16 protein-coding genes and 1 pseudogene are annotated in these 25,201 nt (G+C 59.1%); 4 read left to right on the forward strand and 13 right to left on the reverse strand.

What is annotated here, in order from left to right; all coding sequences use genetic code 11:
- Nucleotides 1-86: 86 nt before the first annotated feature.
- Entirely contained in the window at nucleotides 87-608 is a 522-nt protein-coding gene (locus tag AC07S6_RS08040) for a DUF3455 domain-containing protein (RefSeq protein ID WP_034127670.1), read from the reverse strand.
- 193 nt (nucleotides 609-801) lie between these two features.
- Between AC07S6_RS08040 and AC07S6_RS08045 the strand changes: the two genes are divergently transcribed.
- On the forward strand, nucleotides 802-1,587 hold the full coding sequence (locus AC07S6_RS08045; protein WP_014718709.1) for a sulfite exporter TauE/SafE family protein: 786 nt from the start codon (nucleotides 802-804) through the stop codon (nucleotides 1,585-1,587).
- Nucleotides 1,588-2,173: 586 nt separating this feature from the next.
- Entirely contained in the window at nucleotides 2,174-3,298 is a 1,125-nt protein-coding gene (gene sfnG, locus AC07S6_RS08050) for a dimethylsulfone monooxygenase SfnG (RefSeq protein WP_495112038.1), read from the forward strand.
- A 53-nt stretch (nucleotides 3,299-3,351) separates the two neighbouring features.
- On the opposite strand, the pseudogene AC07S6_RS08055 reads toward sfnG, so the two are convergent.
- Nucleotides 3,352-3,789, reverse strand: a pseudogene (locus AC07S6_RS08055) (GNAT family N-acetyltransferase); the annotation flags it as partial.
- Between the two features lie 190 nt (nucleotides 3,790-3,979).
- Here AC07S6_RS08055 and AC07S6_RS08060 point away from each other — a divergent pair.
- Nucleotides 3,980-5,470 (forward strand): RimK family ATP-grasp domain-containing protein, encoded by a 1,491-nt coding sequence (locus AC07S6_RS08060; protein ID WP_495112039.1) that lies wholly within the window; start codon nucleotides 3,980-3,982, stop codon nucleotides 5,468-5,470.
- 12 nt (nucleotides 5,471-5,482) lie between these two features.
- Here the strand turns inward: AC07S6_RS08060 and map are convergent, their stop codons facing one another.
- Nucleotides 5,483-6,238, reverse strand: coding sequence for a type I methionyl aminopeptidase (gene map / locus AC07S6_RS08065; protein WP_495112040.1), 756 nt, complete (start codon nucleotides 6,236-6,238; stop codon nucleotides 5,483-5,485).
- Nucleotides 6,238-6,438 carry a ParD-like family protein gene (locus AC07S6_RS08070; protein ID WP_003190946.1) on the reverse strand — a complete coding sequence of 67 codons (201 nt, stop codon included), beginning with the start codon at nucleotides 6,436-6,438 and terminating at the stop codon, nucleotides 6,238-6,240. The genes map and AC07S6_RS08070 overlap by 1 nt, the downstream gene beginning before the upstream one ends.
- A 368-nt stretch (nucleotides 6,439-6,806) precedes the next feature.
- On the opposite strand from AC07S6_RS08070, the gene AC07S6_RS08075 reads away from it, so the two are divergent.
- Entirely contained in the window at nucleotides 6,807-7,076 is a 270-nt protein-coding gene (locus AC07S6_RS08075) for a DUF1652 domain-containing protein (protein WP_495112041.1), read from the forward strand.
- 70 nt (nucleotides 7,077-7,146) lie between these two features.
- Here the strand turns inward: AC07S6_RS08075 and AC07S6_RS08080 are convergent, their stop codons facing one another.
- The 9 genes from AC07S6_RS08080 to AC07S6_RS08120 form a co-directional block, all read right to left on the reverse strand.
- Nucleotides 7,147-9,747: an autotransporter family protein gene (locus tag AC07S6_RS08080; protein WP_495112042.1), complete on the reverse strand. Its 2,601-nt coding sequence runs from the start codon at nucleotides 9,745-9,747 to the stop codon at nucleotides 7,147-7,149.
- A gap of 144 nt (nucleotides 9,748-9,891) precedes the next feature.
- The gene (locus AC07S6_RS08085; protein ID WP_495112043.1) at nucleotides 9,892-10,830 is read right to left on the reverse strand and encodes a carbohydrate kinase family protein; all 939 of its coding nucleotides are present in this window, start codon (nucleotides 10,828-10,830) and stop codon (nucleotides 9,892-9,894) included.
- Nucleotides 10,831-10,842: 12 nt separating this feature from the next.
- Nucleotides 10,843-12,324 carry a xylulokinase gene (gene xylB / locus AC07S6_RS08090; protein WP_495112044.1) on the reverse strand — a complete coding sequence of 494 codons (1,482 nt, stop codon included), beginning with the start codon at nucleotides 12,322-12,324 and terminating at the stop codon, nucleotides 10,843-10,845.
- Nucleotides 12,325-12,459: 135 nt separating this feature from the next.
- Nucleotides 12,460-13,941 (reverse strand): mannitol dehydrogenase family protein, encoded by a 1,482-nt coding sequence (locus tag AC07S6_RS08095; RefSeq protein WP_495112045.1) that lies wholly within the window; start codon nucleotides 13,939-13,941, stop codon nucleotides 12,460-12,462.
- Nucleotides 13,942-13,959: 18 nt separating this feature from the next.
- Nucleotides 13,960-15,063, reverse strand: a complete 1,104-nt coding sequence (locus AC07S6_RS08100; protein ID WP_060764645.1) for an ABC transporter ATP-binding protein — start codon at nucleotides 15,061-15,063, stop codon at nucleotides 13,960-13,962.
- 23 nt (nucleotides 15,064-15,086) lie between these two features.
- On the reverse strand, nucleotides 15,087-15,917 hold the full coding sequence (locus AC07S6_RS08105; RefSeq protein WP_005788583.1) for a carbohydrate ABC transporter permease: 831 nt from the start codon (nucleotides 15,915-15,917) through the stop codon (nucleotides 15,087-15,089).
- 10 nt (nucleotides 15,918-15,927) lie between these two features.
- On the reverse strand, nucleotides 15,928-16,818 hold the full coding sequence (locus AC07S6_RS08110) for a carbohydrate ABC transporter permease (RefSeq protein WP_034127650.1): 891 nt from the start codon (nucleotides 16,816-16,818) through the stop codon (nucleotides 15,928-15,930).
- 176 nt (nucleotides 16,819-16,994) lie between these two features.
- Nucleotides 16,995-18,305 (reverse strand): ABC transporter substrate-binding protein, encoded by a 1,311-nt coding sequence (locus tag AC07S6_RS08115; protein ID WP_495112046.1) that lies wholly within the window; start codon nucleotides 18,303-18,305, stop codon nucleotides 16,995-16,997.
- Nucleotides 18,306-18,645: 340 nt separating this feature from the next.
- Nucleotides 18,646-25,161: a hypothetical protein gene (locus AC07S6_RS08120; protein WP_495112047.1), complete on the reverse strand. Its 6,516-nt coding sequence runs from the start codon at nucleotides 25,159-25,161 to the stop codon at nucleotides 18,646-18,648.
- Nucleotides 25,162-25,201 lie beyond the last annotated feature (40 nt).

The raw sequence follows: 25,201 nt of genomic DNA on the forward strand, positions 1-25,201 counted from the left end.
ACCAGGATTCCTGCCACTGAGGAGACGTCTACGCGTGGTAGGCGCGAGGTTGCTCGCGCCTACCTGGCCAGCGTAGCTGAGTTTGCTCAGTTGGCGGCCCAGAAGATGTAGTCCGCCTGGTATTTCACCACTTCCTTGGCGCCTTTGTTCGCCGTGGTGCATGGCGTAGCGGGAGCGACTCCGCCTTTGAGCGCAACCCGCTGGATATACGCCACGCCACTCATCGCACCTTTGCCCTCGGCCGGGTTGGCCTTGACCAGTTGATAGGGCAGGTTACCGGGGCTCGACGGCGCCACGGCCAATTGCGTGCCGGTGATGGTCGAGCCGTCCTTGGCCTGCCACGTGGCAGGTGGGCCGAAGTAGGTGCCGACCTGCTGACCATTACGGTCGTTCAACACGGCTTTGGGGCCGACGAAGGTCCACTCGGTCTGGCCGGCGGCATTGGCCTTGTCGCGGCATTCATAGGTGATTTCGCCGACCCCGGTGGTTTGCATCGCCACCTTGTGGCCATCCGGCACCTTGATGCTGTCCGGCAGGCCCGCCTGGGCAAACGCCGACGGTGCGGCGAGGAGCAAGCTGGACAGGCACAGCAGTGTTTTAGCGTTCATGGTGTTTCTCCATTGGGTAGAACAGCAGGGTTACGTTGATCACTACGGCCCAGGCCCGCCCATTGGATGCAGGGCTTTGCGAAAAAAGTGAAGATTTCCAAAAAAGCATAAACTCAGATCGCATCGGTATAAGTGGTTATAAGAAAAATCGCTATCCTGCGGCCAGAAATTTATAAGGCCTCGGGTAGCTGGAATGGATGTAGGTAATATTGGTTTCGTGGTTGCCGGCCTGATCGTGGGTTTTATCGTGGGCATGACGGGGGTGGGCGGCGGTTCGCTGATGACCCCGATCCTGCTGTGGTTTGGCATCAACCCAGCCACTGCGGTGGGCACCGACCTGCTGTACGCCGCGATCACCAAGTCTGGTGGTGTGCTGGTGCACAGCAAGAACAAGAACATCGACTGGACGATCACCGGCTGGCTCACCCTGGGCAGCGTGCCGGCGGTGTTGCTGACGTTATGGTTCCTGGCCAGCCTGCACACCGACCCCAGCGCGATGAACGCGGTGATCAAGCAGGCCCTTGGCGTGGTATTGCTGCTGACGGCCCTGGCGATCCTGTTCAAGAAAAGCCTGTTGGCCTTTGCCCAGCGTCATGCTGGCGATTCCTACCATCTGCGCCCGCGCAATCTGAATGCGCTCACTGTTGTGACAGGTGCGATCCTTGGCACCATGGTGGCCTTGACCTCGATCGGCGCCGGCGCCCTCGGCACGGTGGCGCTGTTTATCCTGTACCCGTTCCTGGCCACGCGGCGCCTGGTTGGCACCGAGATCGCCCATGCCGTGCCCCTGACCTTGGTGGCGGGCCTGGGCCATGCCAGCATGGGGAACATGGACTGGCATCTGCTGGGCTTTTTGCTGATGGGGTCGCTGCCGGGGATCTACATGGGCAGCCATATGACCGGCAGGATTCCCGACGGGGTACTGCGGCCGTGCCTAGCGGTGATGTTGATGGCGGTGGGGTACAAGTTGGCGTTCTGAGTGAGTGGCCTGACACCCCACGATCCAAATGTGGGAGCTGGCTTGCCTGCGAAGGCGGCCTCACAGTCGACACCGTTATACCGAGTACATATCCATTCCTGCGGTAACGGCCACCTAGGGGGCCGCCCTTACGGCGGGTCACTTTGGAAAAGCCCCAAAGTAACCAAAGGGCTCTTGCCCCACCACTCGGCACCTCGCTTAGGCTCGGTGTGCCCGTAATCCGCCAGTGATTTGGGGGGGCGCCGCCACGCGCCATCCATGGCGCGGGGCAGCTAAACCGGCATCCCTGCCGGTTTACCCCCCAAATCCCTGTCGAATTCCGGCCAGCGTGGTTTAACGGGGCGCCTAAGATCAAAAGCAGATCAAGATCAAGAGCTACTCGCTTCGCATCGTGGGTACGCTTGGTGCTGGTCGCAACTGTTGCTCCAGCAACAGCAGATCCACAAACTGCTGCTATCCCAGACACTGGCAAGCCATCGCTTCAATCCCCCTTTTTTTCCGCAACCCCCAGGCTACGGGCATTTGCCTGCCCCTGGCACGCTTGCTGCCTAAGCACTGGTACATCCCCTGTGCGAGGTACTGTCCGATGAGTCAGCAAGCCGTGAAATTTGCCTATTGGGTACCCAACGTCAGCGGTGGGTTGGTCGTCAGCAAGATTGAACAACGCACCCACTGGGGCATCGAGTACAACCGCAAGCTGGCGCAACTGGCGGAGGCGGCGGGTTTTGAGTATGGCTTGACCCAGATTCGCTTCACCGCAGGTTACGGTGCCGAGAACCAGCATGAGTCCGTGGCGTTCAGCCATGCGTTACTCGCGGCGACTACCACCCTCAAGGTCATCGCGGCGATCCTGCCCGGGCCGTGGCAACCGGCGTTGGCGGCCAAGCAATTGGCGACCATCGACCAACTCACCAATGGCCGTATCGCGGTGAATATCGTCAGTGGTTGGTTCAAGGGCGAGTTCCAGGCCATTGGCGAGCATTGGTTGGAGCATGATGAGCGCTATCGGCGTTCCGAAGAGTTTATCCGCGCCCTCAAAGGCATCTGGACCCAGGACGATTTCACCTTCAAGGGCGATTTCTATCGTTTCAACCAATACACCCTCAAGCCCAAGCCCCTGGGCCAGCCGGAAATCTTCCAGGGTGGCAGTTCGCGGGCGGCTCGGGACATGGCGGCGCGGGTGTCGGATTGGTATTTCACCAATGGCAACACGCCTGAAGGGGTCAAGGCCCAGGTCGATGATATTCGTGCCAAGGCCGCTGCCAACCACCATTCGGTGAAGGTGGGCGTGAACGCCTTTGTGATCGCCCGCGACACGGAAGAGGAGGCACGTGCGGTGCTGGCGCAGATCATCGACCAAGCCGACCCGGAGGCGGTCAACGCCTTTGGTGACGCGGCCCGGCAAGCGGGCAAGGCGTCGCCGGAGGGCGAGGGGAACTGGGCCAAGTCCAGCTTTGAGGACCTGGTGCAATACAACGATGGCTTCAAGACCAACCTGATCGGCACGCCGCAGCAGATCGCCGAGCGCATCGTGGCACTCAAGGCCGTAGGTGTGGACTTGGTGCTGGCAGGCTTTCTGCACTTCCAGGAAGAAGTGGAGTATTTCGGCAAACGTGTATTGCCGCTGGTGCGTGAGTTGGAAGCCAAGGCTGATGTCGGCGCGGGCTTGCGCGTAAATAATCTCAACGAGAAAGTGGGTAGCTTGGTTTAACGCTGTGCCTGCGCATTCTTCGCGAGCAAGCTCGCTCCCACAGGGGGCATGGGTTTTTCCAGGCGCAGGGCGTCGCTGTGGTCTTGGTAGTAATCGTCGACTACGGCAAAGCGTCGATAGCCGTTGCGCTCATACAGGGCGAGGGCGCCGGGGTTGTCGGTGCGCACTTCCAGGCGCAGGTAGGCGCAACCTTTCTCCAGGGCACGGGTTTCGATATGCGCCAGCAACTGTTTGCCCAGGCCAAGGCCGCGGGCGTGTTCGGCAATGGCTAGGGAATACAAGCGCGCAAACCGGGTGCCGCGCCGAAACAGCACCAGCGCGTAGCCAAGCAGTTGGCCGTGCTGTTGCGCCACCCACAATTGGCCGTTGGCCCGGCTGATCATCCAGCGCAGACTGCGCGGTGACAGCCGGTCGCTACTGAAACACTGCTGCTCCAACGCCACCAACTCGGGCATATCGTCAAGGGTTGCAACGCGAAAGAAAAGAGCCATAAGACCGCCGTAAAAGTTGCGTAATGAAACGGGACTTCTCTAAATGATCGTGCTTAATAGAAAAGGTCGAGTTCTCTAAAGCGGATCAATTATTATGTCGGCGGTACAAAGTCATTGGCGTCAAGTATCCGAGCAAACCGTTGCGGCGACAATAACATCCAACGGTTATTTTTCTGCTGCGGCCCAAAGTTTGAGCCACGTTGTCATTATTGTCGAACGCAAGGAAGATTGGGCCTCTTACTTTCCTTGTGAACACATCGTCACCGCCCAGGAGTACCTGGAGCACACGCGGGATAGCGACACGGGCAAGCGCGTCCAGGTGATCAACCTGTGCCGCAGCTACAAGTACCTGGGGCACGGCTACTATTGCTCCTTGCTGGCCGAGGCACGCGGGCACAAGGTGATTCCCTCGGTACGCACCATCAGCGAGCTGACCAAAAAAGCCCTGTATGGGTTGGCCCTGGATGACTTGGATAAAACCCTGGAAAAAGCCCTGAACCATCAACTCTATCGCAGTACCGAAGGCTTTACTCTGACACTTTATTTCGGTCGAACGGATATAGAGCTCTTGCAGGAATTGGCTCGGCAGTTGTTTGAAACCTTTCCCAGTCCGATCTTGTTAGTTGAGTTTCGTCACCATAACGGCTGGCATATCGGCGGGGTCAAGTGTGGTGTATTGCACAAGTTGCGCGACGATCAGGAAGATCAATTCGCCCACGCCCTCGATAACTTCAGCCGCAAGATCTGGCGTCAGCCACGCTTGCGCCGTCTGGCCCGTTATGACTTAGCGATCCTGCACGATCCTCACGAACAATTACCGCCGTCCAATCCTCGCGCACTGGAACATTTCGTGCGGGTCGGCAAGGGCCTGGGCATTGATGTGGAGCTGATCGAACGCAAGGATTATGCCCGTCTGGCCGAATATGACGCCTTGTTGATCCGCGAAACCACCAGCCTCGACAACCATACCTATCGCTTTGCCAAGAAAGCAGAAAGCGAAGGATTGGTGGTGATGGACGACCCGGCATCGATCCTGCGCTGTACCAACAAGGTATACCTCACCGATCTGCTCAACAGCCACCAATTGGGCATGCCGGCCACCGAGATTCTCTACAAGGAACGACCGCAAGACTTTGAACGCATCGGCGAACGCCTGGGCTTCCCGCTGGTGTTGAAGATCCCCGACGGCTGTTTCTCCCGTGGGGTGATCAAGGTCGAAAGCCAGGAGGCGTTGCTCAAGGCCACGGCTGAGTTGTTCGAGCACTCGGTGCTGTTGCTGGCCCAGGAATTCCTCTATACCGACTACGACTGGCGCATCGGCGTGCTCAATCGCAAGCCGATTTTTGCCTGCCAGTACTTCATGTCCAAGGGCCATTGGCAGATCTACAACCACAAGGCCATCGGTCTGGCTATCAATGGCGAATGCCGCACCCTGGCAGTCCATGAGGCACCCAAGGCGGTGGTGGAGCTGGCGGTGAAAACCGCCAACCTGATCGGTGATGGGCTTTATGGCGTGGACCTCAAACAGTCCGGCGACAGGGTGGTGGTGATCGAGGTCAACGACAACCCCAACCTGGATGCTGGGATCGAAGATGCCTACTTGCAGGACGACCTGTATGGCCTGGTGCTGGAGGAGTTCGTGCGGCGCCTGGAGCTCAAGCGCCGGGGTCAGGTGTGGTAGAGCGTTCTGCCATTAAGCAGTGGCTTGCAAGGTCAACACCTCAAACCCATCCGCCGTCACCGCCACGGTATGTTCCCATTGCGCCGAGAGGCTGTTGTCCTTGGTGACCACCGTCCAGCCGTCTTTCAGGCTGCGGGTTTTGGCGCTGCCCTGGTTAAGCATCGGTTCGATGGTAAACACCATGCCTTCGCGCAGTTCCAGGCCGGTGCCAGGCCGGCCGAAGTGCAGAATTTGCGGTTCTTCGTGCATTTGCCGGCCGATGCCGTGGCCGCAGTATTCGCGCACCACGCTGTAGCCGTTGGCTTGCGCGTGGCTCTGGATGGCATGGCCGATATCGCCCAGGCGCGCGCCCGGCTTGACCTGGCGAATGCCGGCCCACATCGCCTCGAAGGTCATGTCCACCAGGCGCCTGGCCTTGGGCGTCACGTTGCCGATCATGTACATCTTGCTGGCGTCGGCAATGAAGCCGCCTTTTTCCAGGGTGATGTCGATGTTGATGATGTCGCCGTCCTTGAGCAATTGCTTGGCGCTGGGCATGCCGTGGCACACCACTTCGTTGATCGAGGTGTTGATGCAGAAGGGGTAGTCGTACTGCCCCAGGCTGGCAGGGCGGGCCTTGAGGTCGTTACGGATGAAGGCTTCGACGGCGCTGTCCAGCTCCAGGGTAGAGCGGCCGGCGGCGACGAAGCCGTCGAGCAAGTCGAAGACTTGCGCCAACAGGCGCCCAGCTTCACGCATTACGGCCAATTGTGCGGGAGTCTTGATCATTAGCTGCGCCCCCGGATCAGGTCGGGTTTGTCCAGCAACAGCTTGTTGATCAGCTCGTTGTAGGGCAGGTGCGGGTTGAGTTCGGCGAGCAGGCCGATCTTGATCCAGAACTCGGCTTGGGCGTTGATGGAGCGGTCCATGGCGGCGCTGGCCAGGCGCAGTTGTTCGTGCAGCTGATCGGTGATCTTGACGATGCCCATAAGGTTCACTGTGTTTAATTGATATACGAATCGTATATGGTTCGTATGTCGATCGCAAACCTCCTTCGGCTAAACGGTGATGGGTTGATGGGTTGCGATAGGTTGCCGAAAAAGGATCTCCACCTAAACGCCGGTCCCCACGCTGCGGGTTAAACGTTTAATCGATGTAGTTCGGCGATGATGCCAAACAGGGCGTTTTCTTTAATATGAGCAAGCGGTTTGCTTATGAGGAAAGGTTACAACCACCACGGTTTTTGCCGAGTAGGCTTACTGATTGAAAGCGTCTTCCAGGGTTGGCAAGACGTGGCAGGCAAGTGCCTGTCGGATACATATAACTGTTGGCAGTCTCAAAAAAGGAGAGGTTAGCCATGCTTTCAGAACTAGAGCTTCGCAGCATTATTGAAGGAAGTTTCCTGCCTAAACGGTGCGAATGCACCAAAGCCGAAGATGCCTCGTTGACGATCAGGGTCTACGACGATCGCGACCGGGATCGGGTGGATTTGGAAGTCAAAGGTATCCACCCTGACAAGCTCGACAGCAGCCGAGCGATTTGCAACCTGATCACCGGGTTGCGTGAAGACCTCAAGCAAAGCCACGTACCGGTACTGCAACGAGCCGGCGCTCGCGGTTATCACTAGCGGATGCTTGAGTGCAAGTTGACCCCATGGGCCTGGTAGTTGCCAGGCCCAATGTTGACATCCTTCCTGTTTACCAGCGCGCTCTTACGCCGAAATTGCCACTGACACCCTCAAAGTTGTTGTCGTCCAGTTGGGTGCCATAGTTACCCTCCATATAAACACTGACCGTGGATGACAATTGAGCCACAACACCGATGCCCATATCAGCCGTGGAGGACTTGTGATCGCTCTTGATCCGGTCCACCCCGTCGAACGTCACTGTGTCGCTACCGCCGAAGGTGTGCCAGACATTCGCCCGTAGGTACGGCTCCACGGGCGTGTTGCTGACCAGATAGCGACCCTTGAGCCGTGCGCCGATGCGGCCGGTCCAATACTCCTGGGAGTCGAAAGAGACCTTGGAAATGCCGTCGTGCTGGTTATCCAGATCGATCTTCTGGCCGATGACCTGGGCCTGAGGTTCCATCTCCCAATGCTCGGACAGCCTGAACGGGTAGCCGGCCTCGGCGGAGAACGCCAGGGCGTGGCCCTTGGTATCCATCTTCACCCCTCGGTCGGACTTGTTGTCGCCATCCAGGCGGGTACCCATGGCCACCAGGTCGACGTACCAGCCGGTCGGATCGGTGAGTGTCCAGTAGGCGCCGAAGTTGTCGCCGTCGAGTTTGACCCGCCCGGAGCGATGGTTCTGCCAGCCCATTGCAAAGCCCTTCACGTCGCCGCGCAGGCGGCTCTGGCCGATAAAGAGGCCAAGGCGTTGCGTCTGCCCGCCGCTGGTTTCGGCGGCGTAAAGGTCATGGCCAACCTGATAGCCCTTGACCGTGCCGTCAAAACTCGGCGCCACGGTGCCCGACCAGCTTTTGTTGAAATCACTGCCATAGGCACGGCCCCAACCTGCCGGCACTGCACCGGTCTCGGTCAGCAGGCTTTGCTCGCCCTGGCGTTCATGGAAGGTACCCAGCGCCTGCAACGTCATCAGTTGCGCTGCGGGGATGTCTACGGAGTAGACCGGAACTTCCAGGCGATACAGCGGAATCGGCGCGGCACCCGCCACGGCGGTGGGAAGCACAGGGTTACTCGCCGCCGATTGCGGCGACGTGGCTGCAGCGACTTGGCTGGGCGGTGGCGCGGCAGGCTCTATTGGGGGTTGCGGTTGCGCAGTGGGCGGTTCCACGGAAGGTTCATCCGAGTCCACTATAGGGGGAGTGGCGGGGATCGGCGGCACCGGCACCACCACGGCCGGTGTCGGTGGTACGGGTGGGGCCGCCGGCGGTTGCACGGCCACCACTGAGGAACGAAGGAACCAGCTGTCTTTCGTATTGGCAAGGGTGCCGCCCTTGAACAGCAGGTATTCATACGCCCCGGCGGAGACCGAGCCCTTCAAGGCAAACGCATCGTTGCTGCTGATGGCGCCGTTGAGTGCCTGGACCACTTCGATGCCGTTGTTCTGAGTCAGCCCGCCGATACCGCCGAGGTTGCTGACACTCAGTTGGGTGTGACCGCTGATGTTGCCGTCGGACACTACCAGCTTGTCGGTGGCAGAGTTTTCGTCGCCGAGTACGGTTTGCAGATGCAACTGGCCGTTGTTGCCCACGTAGTTGCCATGCACCGTCAACACGCTGGTAGCGCTGTTGTCAGCGGTCATGTCGACAGTGCCGGTGTTGTTGAGCGTCGCCAGTTGCCCGGCGGTGTAGGGGCGGATGCTGCCTTGGGTCACGGCCAGGGTACTGCTGCCGTCGATGTTGAACGTGCCGGTATTGCTGCCACTGTCACCGAGGAAAAAATTCCCGGCCAGGTCCAGGCGCGAGTTGTTGGTGAGGTTGACGGTCTCCAAGCCGATATAGCGGGCGGCGTTGCTGGATGTTGTCGCGTCGAAGGTCAATTGATCGTTGCCCAGGCCACCATCGACGGAGGGTGTGGTGGCCAGCAGGCTTTCATTCAAGCCGCGCAGCAGGGCGGTGTCGTCACCATCGCCCATCAGTACCGAGGACTTGATCTGCCCACCGTCAAGCCACCGGAAAGTGTCATTGCCGACGCTGGCACGGATCTCACCACTGATCACGCCGCCACTCACGGTAATGCTGTCGTCACCACCGCTGGTGCTGATATTGCCGCCGATGCTGCCTGCGGAAATGATGATGGTATCGGTATCAAAACCGGTGACCAGGTTGCCCAGGATGGTGCCTCCGGACATGTCATAGAGGTTCTTGTCCAGCTTCATATTGACTCTGCCGATGGTGCCTCCGGTCTGGTAGGCCACATCGCCGTCCTCAAAGGCATCGACGATGGTGCCTCCCTCCATCCTGAAGGTGTCGAGCCCATCGCCCTGGAACAGCGCTTGTATTTGCCCACCCAGCATGACGAAGTCATCGATGCCGGCCCCTTGTTGCACCGCGCCGGTGATCTGGCCGGATTCGATGCGCACGGTATCCACGCCAGGGCCAAAGGTGACATTACCGTTGATGGTGCCGGTACCGCCCGCAGGGAGGGTGAGGCGGTTATCCCCGGAAAGGTCGGTAAGGCCGGGGCTGCTGCCGCTGTCGCACGTATAGGTATCGTTACCGATACCCGGGGTGAGAACGCAGGCGGCGGGGGAGGGTTGAGGGATCATGTACTGCAATGAAATGAGGCCGACAGCTAAAACGGCCCGGGTCGAGAAACCACTGGGCTTTTGCATGGGTGTGTCCTGAGTTTGTTGTAATAACTGCTCCTGTTTTTGGGTTTAGCACAGTTTTCCAGTAGCGCAATTTTTTATGCATGGCGCGCAGGCCACGGAATACGTGGCCTGCGTGATGGCGCTTTGGGTTTTTGCCCGCTCAGCTCAAGCCAGTTGTTGACGATAGGGCAGGTCTGGGCCGGTCTTGCCGCAGGTCAGTGCGGCAGCCCGGATCGCGAAGCCCAGCATGGCGTCGATCTGCTCGCGGCTCAGTCGTTGCAGCCCTTCAACCGAATCCAACTGCTGTTCCGTCAGCCACGCAATCAGCGCCGCCTGGAAGGTGTCACCAGCGCCCACCGTATCGGCCATCACCACCTTGACCGCAGGTTGCGACCAGTTGCCATGCTGGCGGCTGAACACCGACGCACCGTCGCCACCACGGGTGAGGAACACCAGTTGGCAGCGGTGTTGCAGCCAACCTTGCAGCACGCTTTCCGGTGTCTGGTCGGGGTAGAGCAGGTGCAGGTCTTCGTCGCTGACCTTGATCAGGTCGGCGTGTTGCACCAGCTCTGCGACACGGGCGCGCCACAGGTGGATATCGGGCTGCGGGTTAAGGCGCACGTTGGGGTCGAGGCTGATCAGACGCTTGCCGCTTTCACGCTTGACCAGGCTGAGCAGCGTGTCACCAATGGGTTGTACCACCAGCGAAAACGAGCCCACATGCAGCCCGCGAATTTCATCGCCCAGGGGCGGCAGGTGCGTCAGTTGCAATTGCCGGTCGGCGCAGCCTTCGCCGCGAAAGCTGTACTGCGGTGAGCCATTGGCGCCCACGGCCACCATGGCCAGGGTGGTCGGCGCGTCGAACGCCACCAGAAAGCGTTCGCTGATACCTTCGTCATTCAGGACCTGCTGCAAGCGCCGTCCAAGATAATCGGTGGACAGGCCAGCGAAGAGCCCCGACTCGATCCCCAGGCGGCGCAAACCCACCGCCACGTTGAACGGAGAGCCACCGGCAATCGCCTTGTAGTTGAGCTTGGCGGCCTGCCCGCTGGCATCCTCCTCGCTGAAGAAATCAAACAGCGCTTCACCACACACCAGATACATAGTTGCTCGCTCTTAAAGGGTTGCCACGTGCTGTTGATAGCGCTCATACGCCTGTTGATAAGCGCTGACATTGGCAGCCACGGGTAAGGTGCGGCTGGCCGGGTCAATGCTCACGCATTTTTCGCACAGGCGGGCCAGCGGTTCGCCGCTCTGGCACCACGCCGCCTGGATCGCTGCGCCCAGGGCGGCCGCCTCGCTCTGTTCGGTACACACCACTTCGGTGTGCATGATATCGGCGACCATCTGCCGCCACAGCGGGCTTTTCGAGCCGCCGCCGATCAGGCGGATGCTTTGGCTTTGCAGGCCGGTCTGGCGCAGCAGGTCCAGGCCATAACGCAGGCCGAAGGTGGTGCCTTCGACCACCGCGCGGCACAGGTTGGCACGGGTCAGGTTGGTCATGGTCAGGCCCTGCAGGCTGCCGGTGGCGTGGGGCAGGGCGGGTACGCGTTCGCCGTTGAGAAACGGCAGCATGCTCACGCCATCGGCGCCGATGGGTGCCTGTTCGACCAGGGCGTTGAAGGTGTCGAGGTCCAGGTCGAACAGCTCGCGAATCACCCCGGTGGCGTTAGTCAGGTTCATGGTGCAGATCAGCGGCAGCCAGCCGCCGCTGGAGGAGCAGAAGGTCGCCACCGAGGCCTGGGGACTGACGTTTGGCTGGTCGGCAAATGCATACACGGTGCCCGATGAGCCCAGGCTCATGGTGATCACGCCGGGGGCGATATTGCCGGTGCCAATGGCGCCCATCATATTGTCGCCGCCACCACTGGACACCACCGCGTTGGGGTTGATGCCCAGGCGCTCGGCAATGGCCGGCAGGATCGTGCCCACCGCTTGGTCGGCCTCGATCAGTGTCGGCAAAGCGGCTTGCAGGCGGCCACTGGGGTCGATGTGCTGGAGCAACGCCACATCCCATTCGCGGCGGCGCACGTTGAAGTAACCGGTACCCGACGCATCGCCATACTCGGCGCAGGCGCGGCCGGTGAGCCAGTAGTTGAGGTAGTCGTGGGGCAGCAGGATATGGGCAATGCGCGCGAAGACGTCCGGGTGCTGCTCGCGGGTCCAGAGCAGCTTGGACACCGTGTAGCCTGGTGCGATGGTCACGCCCAGGCGCTCCAGAGAGCCGCGTTCGCCGCCCAGATGTTGCAGCAGCCGGTCGTTCTCCGGCGTGGTTTCGGTGTCGCACCACAGCTTGGCCGGGCGCAGCACTTGGCCTTGATCATCCAGCAACACCAGGCCGTGTTGCTGGCCGGATACGCCGATGCCGAGGATGTCCTGGCCATCCACGCCGGCCTGTTGCAGGGCGCGATGGGTGGCAGCGGTGAAGGCGTCCAGCCATTCCTGGGTGTGTTGTTCACGACGGCCATTGGCGCCGCTGATCAAGGTGTGCGCCGCGGCGCCCAGGCCCAGCACCTTGCCGCTGGACGCATCGAGGACGATGGCCTTGGTGCCCTGGGTGCCGCAGTCGATGCCGAGGTAGAGGTTTTGCTGGGTCATGATGGAGTGCTCAGCATTATTATTGGGTTGAAAATACGGTCAATGTGGGAGCTGGCTTGCCTGCGATAGCGGTCTGGCAGTCACCGCAGGGTTGACTGGACCACCGCTATCGCAGGCAAGCCAGCTCCCACATGTTTAATCCGGTTTGTTCAGGAGGTTTTGCAGTGTGGCGGTGACGCCTTTGTCGCGCAGGCTTTCATAGCAACGCTGGAACGCTGCCACAAACGCCGCCGACTTGGGAATAGCAGTGCCAAAAATCTCTTCCACCCCCAGCAACCGCTGGCTGATCAGCGCGTCATCGCTCACCAGCTCCTGGCAGAACGCTGCCCGTGGGTCCGGGATGCTGTAGCGCGCGCCGTTTTCATCCACGCCTTTCAAATACAGCGCCCAGGCCGCCACCACCAGGGCGGCACGGTCCGTGTCGCGGCCGTCGGCAATCAGGCGGTTGATGGTCGGCACGGTGAACTTGGGAAACTTCGATGAACCATCGGAGCATACGCGCTCCAACTGGTCGGCAATCGCCTGGTTGGAAAAGCGCTCCACCAGGGTCTGTTTGTATTCGGTCAGGTCGATACCAGGTACCGGCGCCAGGTTCGGCGTGACGTCCAGGTCCATGTAGGCGCGCATATAGGCCACGAACAGGGGGTCGTTCATGGTCTCGTGAACGAACCGGTAGCCCTTGAGGAACCCCAGGTACGTGAGGGCCAGGTGGCTGCCGTTGAGCAGGCCGATCTTCATTTCTTCATAAGGCGTGACGTCATCGGTGAACTGTACGCCGACCTTTTCCCAGGCCGGGCGGCCGTTGACGAATTTGTCTTCCAGCACCCACTGCACAAACGGCTCGCACACCACCGGCCAGGCATCGTCGATCCCGTGCTGGTCATGCAGTTGCAGGCGGTGGGCGGTGCTGGTCATGGGCGTGATGCGGTCAACCATGGCGTTCGGGAAGCTCACGTTGGCCTTGATCCAGTCATGCAGGCCCGCGTCGTGCAGGGCGGCGAAGGCCAGCAAGGCCTTGCGGGTGACGGCGCCGTTGTGAGGCAAATTATCGCAGGACATCACCGTAAAGGCCGGGGTGCCAGCGGCGCGACGCTGGGTCAGCGCGGCGCAGATAAAACCGAACACGGTTTTCGGCACTCTCGGGTGCGCCAGGTCATGCTGGATCTGCGGCAGGTGGGCCATGAACTCGCCGTTGCTGTCGTCGATGCAGTAGCCGCCTTCGGTGATGGTCAGCGAGACGATGCGGATCTGTGGGCTGGCGAGCTTATCGATCAGCGCCTGGGCGCCGTCTTCGGCCAGCAGCATGTCGCTGATCGAGCCGATCACGCGCACTTGCGCGTCGTCGGTGTCGCCCAGTTCATACAGGGTGAACAAATAATCCTGGCCGGCCAGGTCATCGCGGGCCTTGCGGTCTTCACTGCGCAGGCCGACGCCGCAGATGCCCCAGCCCAGGCCCTCGCCGGTGTTCATCAGGGCATCGGTGTAGAACGCCTGGTGCGCACGGTGGAAACCGCCGACGCCGATGTGCGCGATGCCCTGGCGGGTGTCGGCAAGCGCGTAGGCCGGCAACTGCACTTCGGGTGCCAGTTGGGTGAGGTTGGCTTTATTCAATTTCATCTGGAAATACTCACGGAATCAGGCGGCAGCGCGCAGTGGACGGGCCACGGCTACGCCATCGGTGTCGAACAGATGGCAGTGCGCCGGGTCCAGGTGCAACTGCAGCGTTTCGCCGTATTGGCTGGCCATGTCGCCACGGATACGCATGGTCAGCGGTTCGCCGTTGCGGGTGATGACGTGGCAGAAGGTGTCGCTGCCCAGGCGCTCGCCGACGTCAGCGGTCACGGTCAGGGTGGTTTGCCCTGGCGCGGCGATTTCCAGATGTTCCGGGCGAATGCCCAGGGTTACCGCGCTGCCCACGCTCAGGGTGGCGCCGCTCAACGGCAGGCTGATCAGGGTGCCGGCGTCCAGTTGCACCTCACAGCCTTGGCTGTCGACGCGGGTGACCTGGCCCTTGAGGAAGCCCATCTTCGGCGTGCCGAGAAAACCGGCCACAAACAGGTTGGCTGGCTGGTGGTACAGCTCCAGCGGCGAGCCGACCTGTTCGATGCGCCCACTGTTGAGCACCACCACCTTGTCGGCCAGGGTCATGGCTTCGACCTGGTCGTGGGTCACGTAGATCATGGTCGCTTGCAGTTCTTTATGCAGGCGCGCCAGCTCCAGGCGCATCTGCACGCGCAGGGCGGCGTCGAGGTTGGACAGCGGTTCGTCGAACAGGAAGATTTTCGGGTTACGCACAATCGCTCGGCCAATCGCCACGCGTTGGCGCTGGCCACCCGAGAGCTGCTTGGGCTTGCGCTCCAGCAAAGGCCCCAGTTCAAGGATGCGCGCCGCTTCGCTGACTTTGCTCTCGACCAGCTTCTTGTCGACACCCGCCAGGTCGAGTGCAAACGACATGTTCTTGCGCACGCTCATGTGCGGGTACAGCGCGTAGGTCTGGAACACCATGGCCAGGTCGCGCTTGGCCGGGGTGACTTCGGTGATGTCGCGGCCATCGAGTTCGATGGTGCCGTCGCTGACCTCTTCCAGTCCGGCGATCAGGCGCAGCAAGGTGGACTTGCCACAGCCCGACGGGCCGACGAACACCACGAATTCCTTGTCGTTCACTTCCAGGTCGATGCCCTTGATGATGGAAAAACCTTCGAAGCCTTTTTGCAGATTCTTGATGGTCAGGTTGGCCATGATGGGCCCTCCGCTGGGAATTATTATTTGACGGCGCCGAAGGAAAGGCCACGCACCAGTTGCTTCTGGCTGATCCAGCCAAAGATCAGGATCGGCGCGCAGGCCAGGGTCGAGACGGCGGACAGCTTGGCCCAGAACAAGCCTTCGGGGCTGGAGTAGGAGGCGATCAAGGCGGTCAACGGCGCGGCGCTGGAGGAGGTCAGGTTCAGCGACCAGAACGCCTCGTTCCAGCACAGGATCAACGACAGCAGTACCGTGGACGCCAGGCCACCCTTGGCGATTGGCAGCAGCACGCGCACCATTTCCTGCCACAGGGTGGCGCCGTCCAGGCGGGCGGCTTCGAGGATGTCCTTGGGGATGTCCTTGAAGTAGGTGTACACCATCCACACCACAATCGGCAGGTTGATCAGGGTGTAGATGATGATCAGCGCAATGCGCGTATCCAACAGGCCAAAGCTCTTGGCCAGCAGGTAGATCGGCATCAGCACGCCCACCGGCGGCAGCATCTTGGTCGACAGCATCCACAGCAGCGTGCCCTTGGTGCGCTGGGTTTCGTAGAACGCCATGGAGTAGGCGGCCGGTACCGAAATCAGCAGGCACAGGGCGGTGGCGCTGAACGAAATCACCACCGAGTTCCAGGCGTAGGCAAAGTAGTTGCTGCGCTCGTTGATGTGCAGGTAGTTCTCCAGCGTCGGCGTGAAGATGAACTGCGGCGGCGTGGCGAACGCGTCGATTTCGGTCTTGAAACTGGTCAGCACCATCCAGAAGATCGGGAAGAAAATCAGGATCGCGATGGCCCAGGCCAACGTGCCGAGCAACAGGCTTTGCAGGCGGCGGGATTGTTGAAGCGTCATGGCGCGGCCCTCAAGGCTTGTCAGTCAGGTTTTTGCCGATCATCCGCACCAGGATGATCGCCGCGATATTGGCGATGACCACGGCAATCAAGCCGCCGGCCGAGGCCATGCCCACGTCGAACTGCACCAGCGCCTGGTTGTAGATCAGGTAGGCGAGGTTGGTGGACGCGTAGCCGGGGCCACCGTTGGTGGTGGTAAAGATTTCGGCGAATACCGAGAGCAGGAAGATGGTTTCGATCATCACCACCACGGCAATCGGGCGGGCCAGGTGGGGCAAGGTCAGGTGCCAGAAGATCGCAATGGCGCCGGCACCGTCCAGGCGTGCGGCCTCCTTTTGTTCCTGGTCCAGGGACTGCATGGCGGTCATCAGCAGCAGGATCGCGAAGGGCAGCCATTGCCACGACACAATGATGATGATCGACAGCAGCGGGTAATGCGCCAGCCAGTCCACCGGTTCGGCGCCGAAGAACTTCCACACGGCAGCGAGGATCCCGGACACCGGGTGGAAAATCAGGTTCTTCCAGATCAATGCACCGACGGTGGGCATGATGAAGAACGGCGAAATCAGCATCACCCGTACGATGCCGCGTCCCAGAAACTCACTGGCCTCCAGCAGCGCACTGATCAACACGCCGAACACCACGCTGATCAGCAACACGCTGCCCACCAGCAACAGAGTATTGGTAGCGCCGGGCAGGAACCCCGAATCGGTGATGAAGTAGCTGAAATTTTCCAGCCCCACGAACTGGTTTTCGCCGGGGTAGAGCAGGTTGTAGCGGATCAGCGAAAAGTACAGGGTCATGCCCAGCGGCACGATCATCCACAGCAGCAACAAGGCCACCGAGGGGCTGACGAGAAACCAGCCGGGGTTGGCCAGGCGGTTTTTTGGAGGTGTATTCATGGTGATCAGAACCAGTCAGATGCCTACAGAACCTGCGTCGGAGCGCGGTCACTGTGGGAGCTGGCTTGCCTGCGATGGTATCGCCTCGGTACTACTGATAGACCGAGTTGTTTGCATCGCAGGCAAGCCAGCTCCCACAAAAGCCCTGCTCCTACATTTGCGCGGGTGAAGCTGGGTTACTTGGGGTAACCAGCCCGCTTCATTTCCCGCTCGGTGGTGGTCTGCGCGGCGGTCAACGCAGCATCGACGCTCTGCTGACCGGTCAACGCGCCCGAGAAGAACTTGCCCACCTGAGTACCAATCGCCTGGAATTCAGGAATGGTCACCAACTGGATACCGATATACGGCACCGGCTTCTCGGTCGGCTTGGTCGGGTCGGCCACTTTCAGCGATTCCAGCGTCACCTTGGCGAACGGCGCGGCCTTCATGTATTCATCGCTGTAGGTGGATTGGCGCGTACCTGGCGGCACATTGGCGATGCCATCGGTCTTGGCCACGAGCTGGCCGTATTCCTTGGAGGTGGCCCAACTGGTGAACACCTTGGCGGCGTCCTTGGCCTTGGAACTGGTCGGGATCGCCAGGCTCCAGGAATACAGCCATGACGTGCCCTTGTCGGTCTTCTCGTGAGGCGCAAAAGTGAAGCCGACATGCTCGGCGACCTTGCTCTGGCTCTTGTCGGTAACAAACGAGCCCGCCACGCTGGCATCCACCCAGATCGCGCACTTGCCGCTGTTGAACAGTGCCAGGTTCTCGTTGAAGCCGTTGCTGGAAGCACCCGGCGGGCCGGATTTCTTCATGTTGTCGACGTAGAAGTTCAGCGCGTTCTTCCACTCGGGGCCGTTGAATTCCGGCTGCCACTTCTCATCGAACCAGCGCGCGCCGAAGCCGTTGGCCAGGGTGGTGATCAGCGCCATGTTCTCACCCCAACCGGCTTTGCCGCGCAGGCACAGGCCGTATTGCTCCTTGGATTTGTCGGTGAGCTTGGTAGCGAATTCGCCGATCTGGGTCCAGGTCGGGTGCTCGGGCATGGTCAGCCCAGCATCCTTGAACAGGTCGGTGCGGTAATAAGTGATGGAGCTTTCGGCGTAGAACGGCAGGGCGTACAACGAGCCCTTGACCGACAAACCGTCACGCACCGAAGGGAACACGTCATCGAGGTCGTAGGAGGCCGGCAAGTCCTTCATTGGCTCCAACCACCCCTTGGCGCCCCAGAGTGCGGCTTCGTACATGCCGATGGTCAACACGTCGAACTGCCCGCCCTGGGTGGCGATGTCGGTGGTCAGGCGTTGGCGCAGCACGTTCTCTTCGAGCACTACCCAGTTGAGCTTGATCTCCGGGTGCTCGGCCTCGAAGGTTTTCGAGAGCTTTTGCATACGGATCATGTCGCTGTTGTTGACGGTGGCTATGGTCAGGGTTTGCGCGCCAAGGCTGACGGCGCTGAGAGTCATGCAGGTGCAGGCAAGCAATGCTTTTGCTGTGAACTTCATCGCGCACTCCATTTCCGCGCCCAGAGGGCTACAGAAGGACGGTTATTGTTGTTGTGTCTTCCTACAAGGAGTCAGGAAGAGTGTGCGTTGATTACAGCCTTCAAAAGCGGCGGTGACAAATCCTTGGGCGCACTGGGACTGATACTTTTTTGCACTTTGTAAGAGTGCGCGTCTGTGGTTCGTTCCTTAAGGTGGTAGCAATCGGAAATTGAGCGTAGCGAGGATCTACGTACGAATTACCCTGGTGCCTCGAGCTCCGGTTGCACTGATGCCCAGGCACGGCCGACCACTGGTTGGCTCGACCGTGAAAGCTACTGGTAATGGAATCGGATCGACGAGCTCAGGAAAATGTTTTTACGGAGTTAAGGGTGCCATTCAGCCAGGCAGAGTCGTCAGGGTGAATCCAAACACCGTTGTTGCCTCGAATCATTTTGCCTCGAGCCTTCCATTCAAGCATTTTATCTTTGAAGCGTTTTATATATTCCGGTGCGGGACAGGATATCTCAGCCCAAGGATCTGAAATCCACAGATTTTTATATTCTGGTTCAGAGAAGTCAACGGTTTTCATACTGGGGAAAGTCTCGCCGACAACGGTAAAAGAATGTTTATCGGGCATTCCCATTACCCGCGCCTTACCTCCATTTTCTTCAATGATTTTAGCGGAAGCATATGCCATCTGATCACAGTTGCCAGCGCCGGTTTTCAGGACTGTCTCCATGTATTGGGTGAATTGGTTTGGTGACATGGGACCCCATTTATCGTAAAGCCATGCGGTGACCGGTTCTGACGCATCACGTCTTGCTATATCAGCCGGGTTCGTAGTCGCCCGAAGATTCGCTGGGCCAACGCCGGTAGCAGCTATTTGTTTATCCACTTCGTTTTTTGCGGAACGTGCAAAAAAACTGTTTCTTTCTTCGATAGTCAATGTCTTGAAATTGTTAGGTAAATTCAGGGTTGGTATTTTTGTGGTTTGTAGTGCTATTTCAAGATTTCTGGTTTTGCCTTTGTTCCATATATTAAATACAAATTCGCGCTGTTTCTCCGGAGTCATTGAAGCAACGCCATTTTTTAATTTTTTTATGGTTTCGATAGAATGCCCTTCTGCTCTGAGCGACACATAAATAGAGTCTATAGGTGGAAGCACAACAAAATCATTTGGCGCTGCTGGGTTGCTTGGGATGTATTTGGTTTTGATGCGCTCGTGCCCGCTAATAAGTGCGTTCATTGGGCCTTTGTCGTACTCGATTTTGGTGAAGAGGTCAGTGTCGCGGGACAGGTCGCGATAATAAAATTTACCGGTGTCCGCCTCCACGACAAGATATTTATCGTTTTGAAACGGTACTACCATGCCTCTTAATACCCGTTTGTCGTTGCTGATATCGGAAATGGCATCAAGCTGGACAACGCGGCTATCGGTCGCCAACCCAGGATGGATGTTTTTTTCAGGGAAACCGAAGTACGCGTCGTTTACTATTTGACCGGTGATTTTTTGTTTGTATTGTGCCGGTGATTTGAACGGATACGGTGTCAGCTTGTCTTCGACGACAGTGTAAAGACGCCCTTCATAGAGTACGGTGCGGGTTCCATTATATTTGATAGGTGCCGGAAAAAGACGCTGATGTTCAAGGGCTTGAAATATCTGCCGGGAACCGCGAAGGCCGGGGGTAATTGTTTTTATAAAACAAAGATCATTCAGTCCTCGTTTGACTCTGCTTGGCGTCGACGGAGCAGGGCAATAAGCTTCGAAATTATCCAGTGGTTCATAATAATTGGCTGATCGCAGGTCATTCAGCTCATTCGGGTTTCTGGCTGTGCCTCTGTATACCCTGTCACCCTCAACCAGATCGTAGCCATTGGACCGACTTATGATATAGGCGTCTTTTGGATAGTTCTTTTCAGGGAGTGCGACCGTTGTACCGTCTGGTAGTTTCTCATGACGTAACGCAATGGTTGCATCGTTGGTAAACCCTTCCAAGGCAGGGCCGTAAGAAGTCTGGCTGACGGCATCATAGGCATACCAGCTACCGTCCTGGCGTACCGCACTGAGTTTGACCGGCTCATTGGCTCCGGAGCGCAGAATGCCCTCCGCCATATCGGCCGGCTGAGCAAATTTACCCGCGCTCTGTTCGGCCAGTTGCCCACCTTGCATACGATGGGTCGCGCCGAAAGATCTGGAGGTGCTGGCAACGGTCATGTCCCTTATCGCCTGCCGCTCACCCGACTCTGCGACCTGCACTAACCCTCTGCCTATCTCAGAGGCGGCATCTTCAAATGCCCTCGCGGCTATCGAGCCGAATCGTGCAAGCCCTTCAGGAATGATAATGCTCAGTGCATCGATCAGAAGGTCCTTGGTGGCAGCGTCATAATCGCCTCGAATCACGTCCTCAATACTGCTGACGCCGGGGATCATGCAGGCCAGAGCATTGAGCCGTTCAGCCAGGCCAGGGTCTTCTTTTTCCAGGTGGTTGAACCCGGTATTGATGGCCTTGAACTCGTCTTTCTTCAGAAAGTGAGAGTCGATGCAGACAGTGGCAACGTCTTCGAGTTCGGCATCGAAATAGCCAGGCGCTACGCTCTGGTCGGGTGCGCCAAACGTTGCCCTGCTTTGGCTGACCAGTTCCCCATCGATCTGCGTCTTTGGTGTGATGGATTCAACGATAACCTTGGTGCTGACCCCGTCGCGCGGCGGTGCGGATGAGCTGAACGCAGCAAAGTCCAGGGGCAGCGTGTGCGGCCCCTCGTCTTTCCCGTCGTAGATCTTGCCAAATGCCTTGTTGGTGCCGCCCAGGGGAATGTCCGTTGGCAGCCCATTGATTCTTTTTACTATCCCCGCATCAGGGTAGACCCCGTAATCACGCACGTTGCCGGCGCTGTCGGTGGAGCGAATAATCAGGCCGTGGCTGCCTTTTTTGCCCTTTTTATTTTGTTTGGGGTTCGCATTATGCCAGGGTCCGGCGTCGGCTTCTCGAACGCTGAAATACTCCAGACGGCCGAATGCCAGGCTTCTACGGTCCTCCTGCGGCAGCTTGGATAGCAGATGCTTGATCATGACGATCGAGTGACCACGGCGCACCGGGTAGTCTTTTTCGATAGCCGCGTCAAACGCCTCATTGACATTGGGCAGTTCGGCGGCGCGGTCATGCAATGCCTCGATAGGAATGTTCGGGTCCCTGGCTTCCCAGGCCGGCTTGTTCGCCGAGGTCATCCATTTATCAATCAGGTTTGCGGGCTTGTAGGTGTCGCCCAGTTGCCCGGCTTCATAGGCTTCAGCGGGTGATGCTACGGTGCCGTAGAGCGTGCCGTCCTCTCTCCAGAGGCCTTTGACTTCAGAAGGCATGTGCGGGAAGGCTTTCTTGAGGAGCTCAACCGTCATTTTCCGCCGTTGAGGCGGCGGAACATCGCGTAAAAAGCGCGTTGCCTCACTGACCTGGCTGGTTTGGGTGCTCAAACGCGCGAAGGCTTGCTCCAGTTGCGCTTGGGTGTAGACATGATTGGCGCTTGGGCTGATGACGTTGTTGGCGGCAGCCCAATCCAGGACCGGAGCCATTTGAGCGGTGACCAGCCGAAGTGCTTCAGGCCTTGATATTGGTTTGATCCTGTGGGAAGCCATGATTTTCGCGTAGTCGGCGCCTACCGTTGCACCGGGGGCCAATTGTTCGATGCGGTTTACCGCTGTTACAAAGGCGACCCACTGGGGTGAACCCACGGTAAGAGAGGACGGAATGTTCTTGACCCGAAACTGCGGCGCCATGCCGGCCATCAGCACATGCCCGGCAATCGAGGTGAGATTGGCCTCGGAGTTTTCCACGCCCGCCAAGTGCTGGTTGAATTGCTCAACTATTTGCTCGTTGTTCATCCCCCAGTTTTCGCTGCGCGTAAAGTCGAAGCCCGCCACCTCATTGCGCCGTGTGCTGGCCGCTGGGTCGATCTCCAGCACCAGGGCGGTCAATAGCCATTGCTTGAGGCTGGTGGTGGTGGGCGCGCCTTTCATCGCCGTCTGCAGTGTGGTCGCAAACGCTAATGCCGTGTTGGTGGACAGTAATTGTTCCAATGCCTGCCCAGGCTCGGTACTGAGGTCGGGCACCGCTTTGCTGAGGTAGTTGAGCAGGCTTTGCTCGGCGCCAATGCCCTGCTTGACGTGCTGTACTACTGCGCTGCGCTGTTCGGTGCTGAGCGAGATATCCGTGGACAAAAAGCCCCAGAGATTGCCCAGAGGCGGCGATTGCGGTAAGGGTGTGCGCAACGCCAATAACAGGTTGTCGGTCTCGGCTTTCCATTGCGGGACCTTCCAGCCTTTTTCAGTCAGAAATGCCCTGGCGGTCTTGACGCCCTTGGGGTGATGGGATGAATCCGGATCGACCATGAAGCGCATCGAGTTCTGCGTTTCGTCGCGATTGATAATGCCGCTTTCCAACTGGCCGATCAGCGCATATCGGTCGTTACTGTTGCCCAGTGCTGTGCGTTGAGTGTTCAGCCAATTGAGCAGGCGCTCCGGGTGTTCCGGCGGCTTGGGGAACTGTTGAGTCCGCCCCATCGACTCCGTCTGCCGAGCGAATGCCATGCTGGTGGGGTCGTTACTGATGCCATAAAAATTGCTCAACCACTCGAGCGGAGCGCTGTTGTTCGGTTGAACCAACTTGATGGTCTTGCCATGGGCGCTGAACACCTCGGCGGCATTCAGTACGGGGGCGAGTACGTCGAAATGTTCTGGGTACTTTTGCGCAAAGTCCTGGGCGGAAAAGCGCTGGTCAACGCCATTGACTGTGCCGATCAGCGCCTTGTCGCTGGGGTCGAAACGCAGCGACGTCAACTCGACGTTGTGTTTGCGCGCCCACTCGGTAAAGCCGCGTGCCTTTAGTGCTTTGCCCAAATAAGCCTGCCAGTGACCGAACAGGCTGTTGGCCGGTATCGACTCAATCATTTTCGATGTGGCCTTGCCTGGGTCGGCTTTGAGTTCGAGCAGGGCTTGGTGCACAGTGACGGCCAGTGCGCTGTCCGCGTTTTCCAGGGTTTCGACGTGTGTGTCGACGGGGCTTACGGCGATGTTCGGCCTGGCCTCGACCGCCGCGGCGAGGGCCTCAAGGGGAGAGGGCGATAAGGGCGCGTCGGTGAGTTGTCGCACGACCGACTGCTGACGCGCCTTGACACCCTGGGTGTCGCTTCCGGTCTCTGCGAGCAGCGCCTGGAAACCGTTGTTTCGGGTCATCTGGGTGCTTCGGGTCAGCAAGGCGATGAGCTGGTGTTGTCGCCAGTCGTGCTGGCGGGGGTCTTGCTGGGATGGAATGCTTTCGTTGTAAAAATGCATCACATCGTACAGCGATGCGGCCGTCGATGAGGGGTATGTCACGTCCGCCTGCGATCCACCGGCCCACTGTTGAACCGCGCCCTTTATCTGAGACCAGACCTCGAACCAACCGGACAGACCATTGGCGGTAAAGGTGGTGTCGACGTTATTGACTTTACCGGTCAGGTCACCGCTGACCGGGTTGATCCGAACACTGGCTGGATCAAGGCTCTTTTCCCGCGCGAAGGCTGTAAAGGCATCGCCAGTCAATACCGCCAGCAATTGTTTGCGCATCTGATTGAATGTCGAGTATTCAGGAACGTCTTTGATCATCACGGGAAATTCGTTCGCGCCGGTTCCCGGCACCAGTTTCATGAGCCCCTGACTGCACAGCCGTGCGAGTGTCTGATCGGCCTCTTGGACCTTCTGCGCTGCAGGCGCATGTGCGAACTCGGCCAGGCGCTCGTTCAACTGTTGCATCGGCGCCTGGGCGATGTGTCGGCCAGCTTCCCTCTGTTGGTGTCTGATGGGCGCGTAGCGTGCCGCAAAGAGTTCGTCGGTACTGCTCAAGGCCGTGAATGTGCCGTCCCGCAAAAGTTGCCCAATGCTGAACAGCGTGTCGTTGCCACTGATACTACCCAGCTGTAAACCATAGAAGCTGGCGATGTTATACGCCGATGCCTGTGTGCGGCCGTAGAACACAATCGGGTCTGCACGCTCACCACTCAGTTTCTTGACGGCTGCCAGTACCGCTCCCGAAGCGGCTGCCCAGTCGGCGTCGTTGTGCAGATGGAAGTTGATAACCCGGTTGTTGCGCAGTTCACTCAGGGTTCCACTGGGGTGGATGATCAGTTGGGAGATGTCGATTTTTCGGGCTTCGGCAAACGATTTGAACGGCTCTGCATTCAACGCGTCAGCCAGCTCGCCCCAGGCTTGGCCGAAGGTGGAGTCGGCGGGCACGTCGACCTTGTCGGACTCAGTGTTTGAACGCCGATTCTCGCTGTCGAGGCGCTGGCGGATCAGGCTGTTGGCGACATTGATAGCCAGTTGCCGGTCACCCCGATCAACCAGGGCGTCGGCAAACGCGCGGATTGCCGCGGCTCGTGAGGCTGGGGCCGATTCAAGGTTCCGCAAATCCCGTCGTGAACGCGACACGAGCCTGTTCACGTTGGATGCGCCGTGCGGGGGGCTTTCGAGCAGGGTCTGGATAAGCTGGGCGTAGGTTCTTTGTGGGTTGAGCGCACTTGGCTGGTTCAGACGTTGCTCCACCTCGTTGCGCAGGGCGGGGTCGGTCAACGGTTCGGGCGCGTTCTCAACCAGTTGGCTGATCTGCTCGGCGAGGCTCGGCTGTGTCGGGGAGACTGCGAACCTGAGCAGCTGTTCGATAAGCGGCTGTGTTTGTGACGGTTGCGTGTCACGCGGCGCGTCTGAGGTCCGGGTTCGGCGATCGTTCAGGGTTTTGAACAGCTCGATGACGTGCGGTGCTATTGAGTGCACAAGCTTAACGGGCAAACTTGTCACGTTTGAGTGCGAGAGAGGGGTGGTAATGGATGACGACTGAACGTTGATCATAGAGGCCCTTTTATCTGCTTCACAAAAACATCACCTGTTG

The sequence above is a fragment of the Pseudomonas sp. GW821-FHT07B01 genome, from assembly GCF_059419065.1.

Bases quoted from the DNA above. Each gene is read 5' to 3' on its own strand.
- AC07S6_RS08040 (WP_034127670.1), bottom strand. From the start codon at position 608: ATGAACGCTAAAACACTGCTGTGCCTGTCCAGCTTGCTCCTCGCCGCA.
- AC07S6_RS08045 (WP_014718709.1), top strand. From the start codon at position 802: ATGGATGTAGGTAATATTGGTTTCGTGGTTGCCGGCCTGATCGTGGGT.
- sfnG (WP_495112038.1), top strand. From the start codon at position 2,174: ATGAGTCAGCAAGCCGTGAAATTTGCCTATTGGGTACCCAACGTCAGC.
- map (WP_495112040.1), bottom strand. From the start codon at position 6,238: ATGATCAAGACTCCCGCACAATTGGCCGTAATGCGTGAAGCTGGGCGC.
- AC07S6_RS08070 (WP_003190946.1), bottom strand. From the start codon at position 6,438: ATGGGCATCGTCAAGATCACCGATCAGCTGCACGAACAACTGCGCCTG.
- AC07S6_RS08075 (WP_495112041.1), top strand. From the start codon at position 6,807: ATGCTTTCAGAACTAGAGCTTCGCAGCATTATTGAAGGAAGTTTCCTG.
- AC07S6_RS08080 (WP_495112042.1), bottom strand. From the start codon at position 9,747: ATGCAAAAGCCCAGTGGTTTCTCGACCCGGGCCGTTTTAGCTGTCGGC.
- AC07S6_RS08085 (WP_495112043.1), bottom strand. From the start codon at position 10,830: ATGTATCTGGTGTGTGGTGAAGCGCTGTTTGATTTCTTCAGCGAGGAG.
- xylB (WP_495112044.1), bottom strand. From the start codon at position 12,324: ATGACCCAGCAAAACCTCTACCTCGGCATCGACTGCGGCACCCAGGGC.
- AC07S6_RS08095 (WP_495112045.1), bottom strand. From the start codon at position 13,941: ATGAAATTGAATAAAGCCAACCTCACCCAACTGGCACCCGAAGTGCAG.
- AC07S6_RS08100 (WP_060764645.1), bottom strand. From the start codon at position 15,063: ATGGCCAACCTGACCATCAAGAATCTGCAAAAAGGCTTCGAAGGTTTT.
- AC07S6_RS08105 (WP_005788583.1), bottom strand. From the start codon at position 15,917: ATGACGCTTCAACAATCCCGCCGCCTGCAAAGCCTGTTGCTCGGCACG.
- AC07S6_RS08110 (WP_034127650.1), bottom strand. From the start codon at position 16,818: ATGAATACACCTCCAAAAAACCGCCTGGCCAACCCCGGCTGGTTTCTC.
- AC07S6_RS08115 (WP_495112046.1), bottom strand. From the start codon at position 18,305: ATGAAGTTCACAGCAAAAGCATTGCTTGCCTGCACCTGCATGACTCTC.
- AC07S6_RS08120 (WP_495112047.1), bottom strand. From the start codon at position 25,161: ATGATCAACGTTCAGTCGTCATCCATTACCACCCCTCTCTCGCACTCA.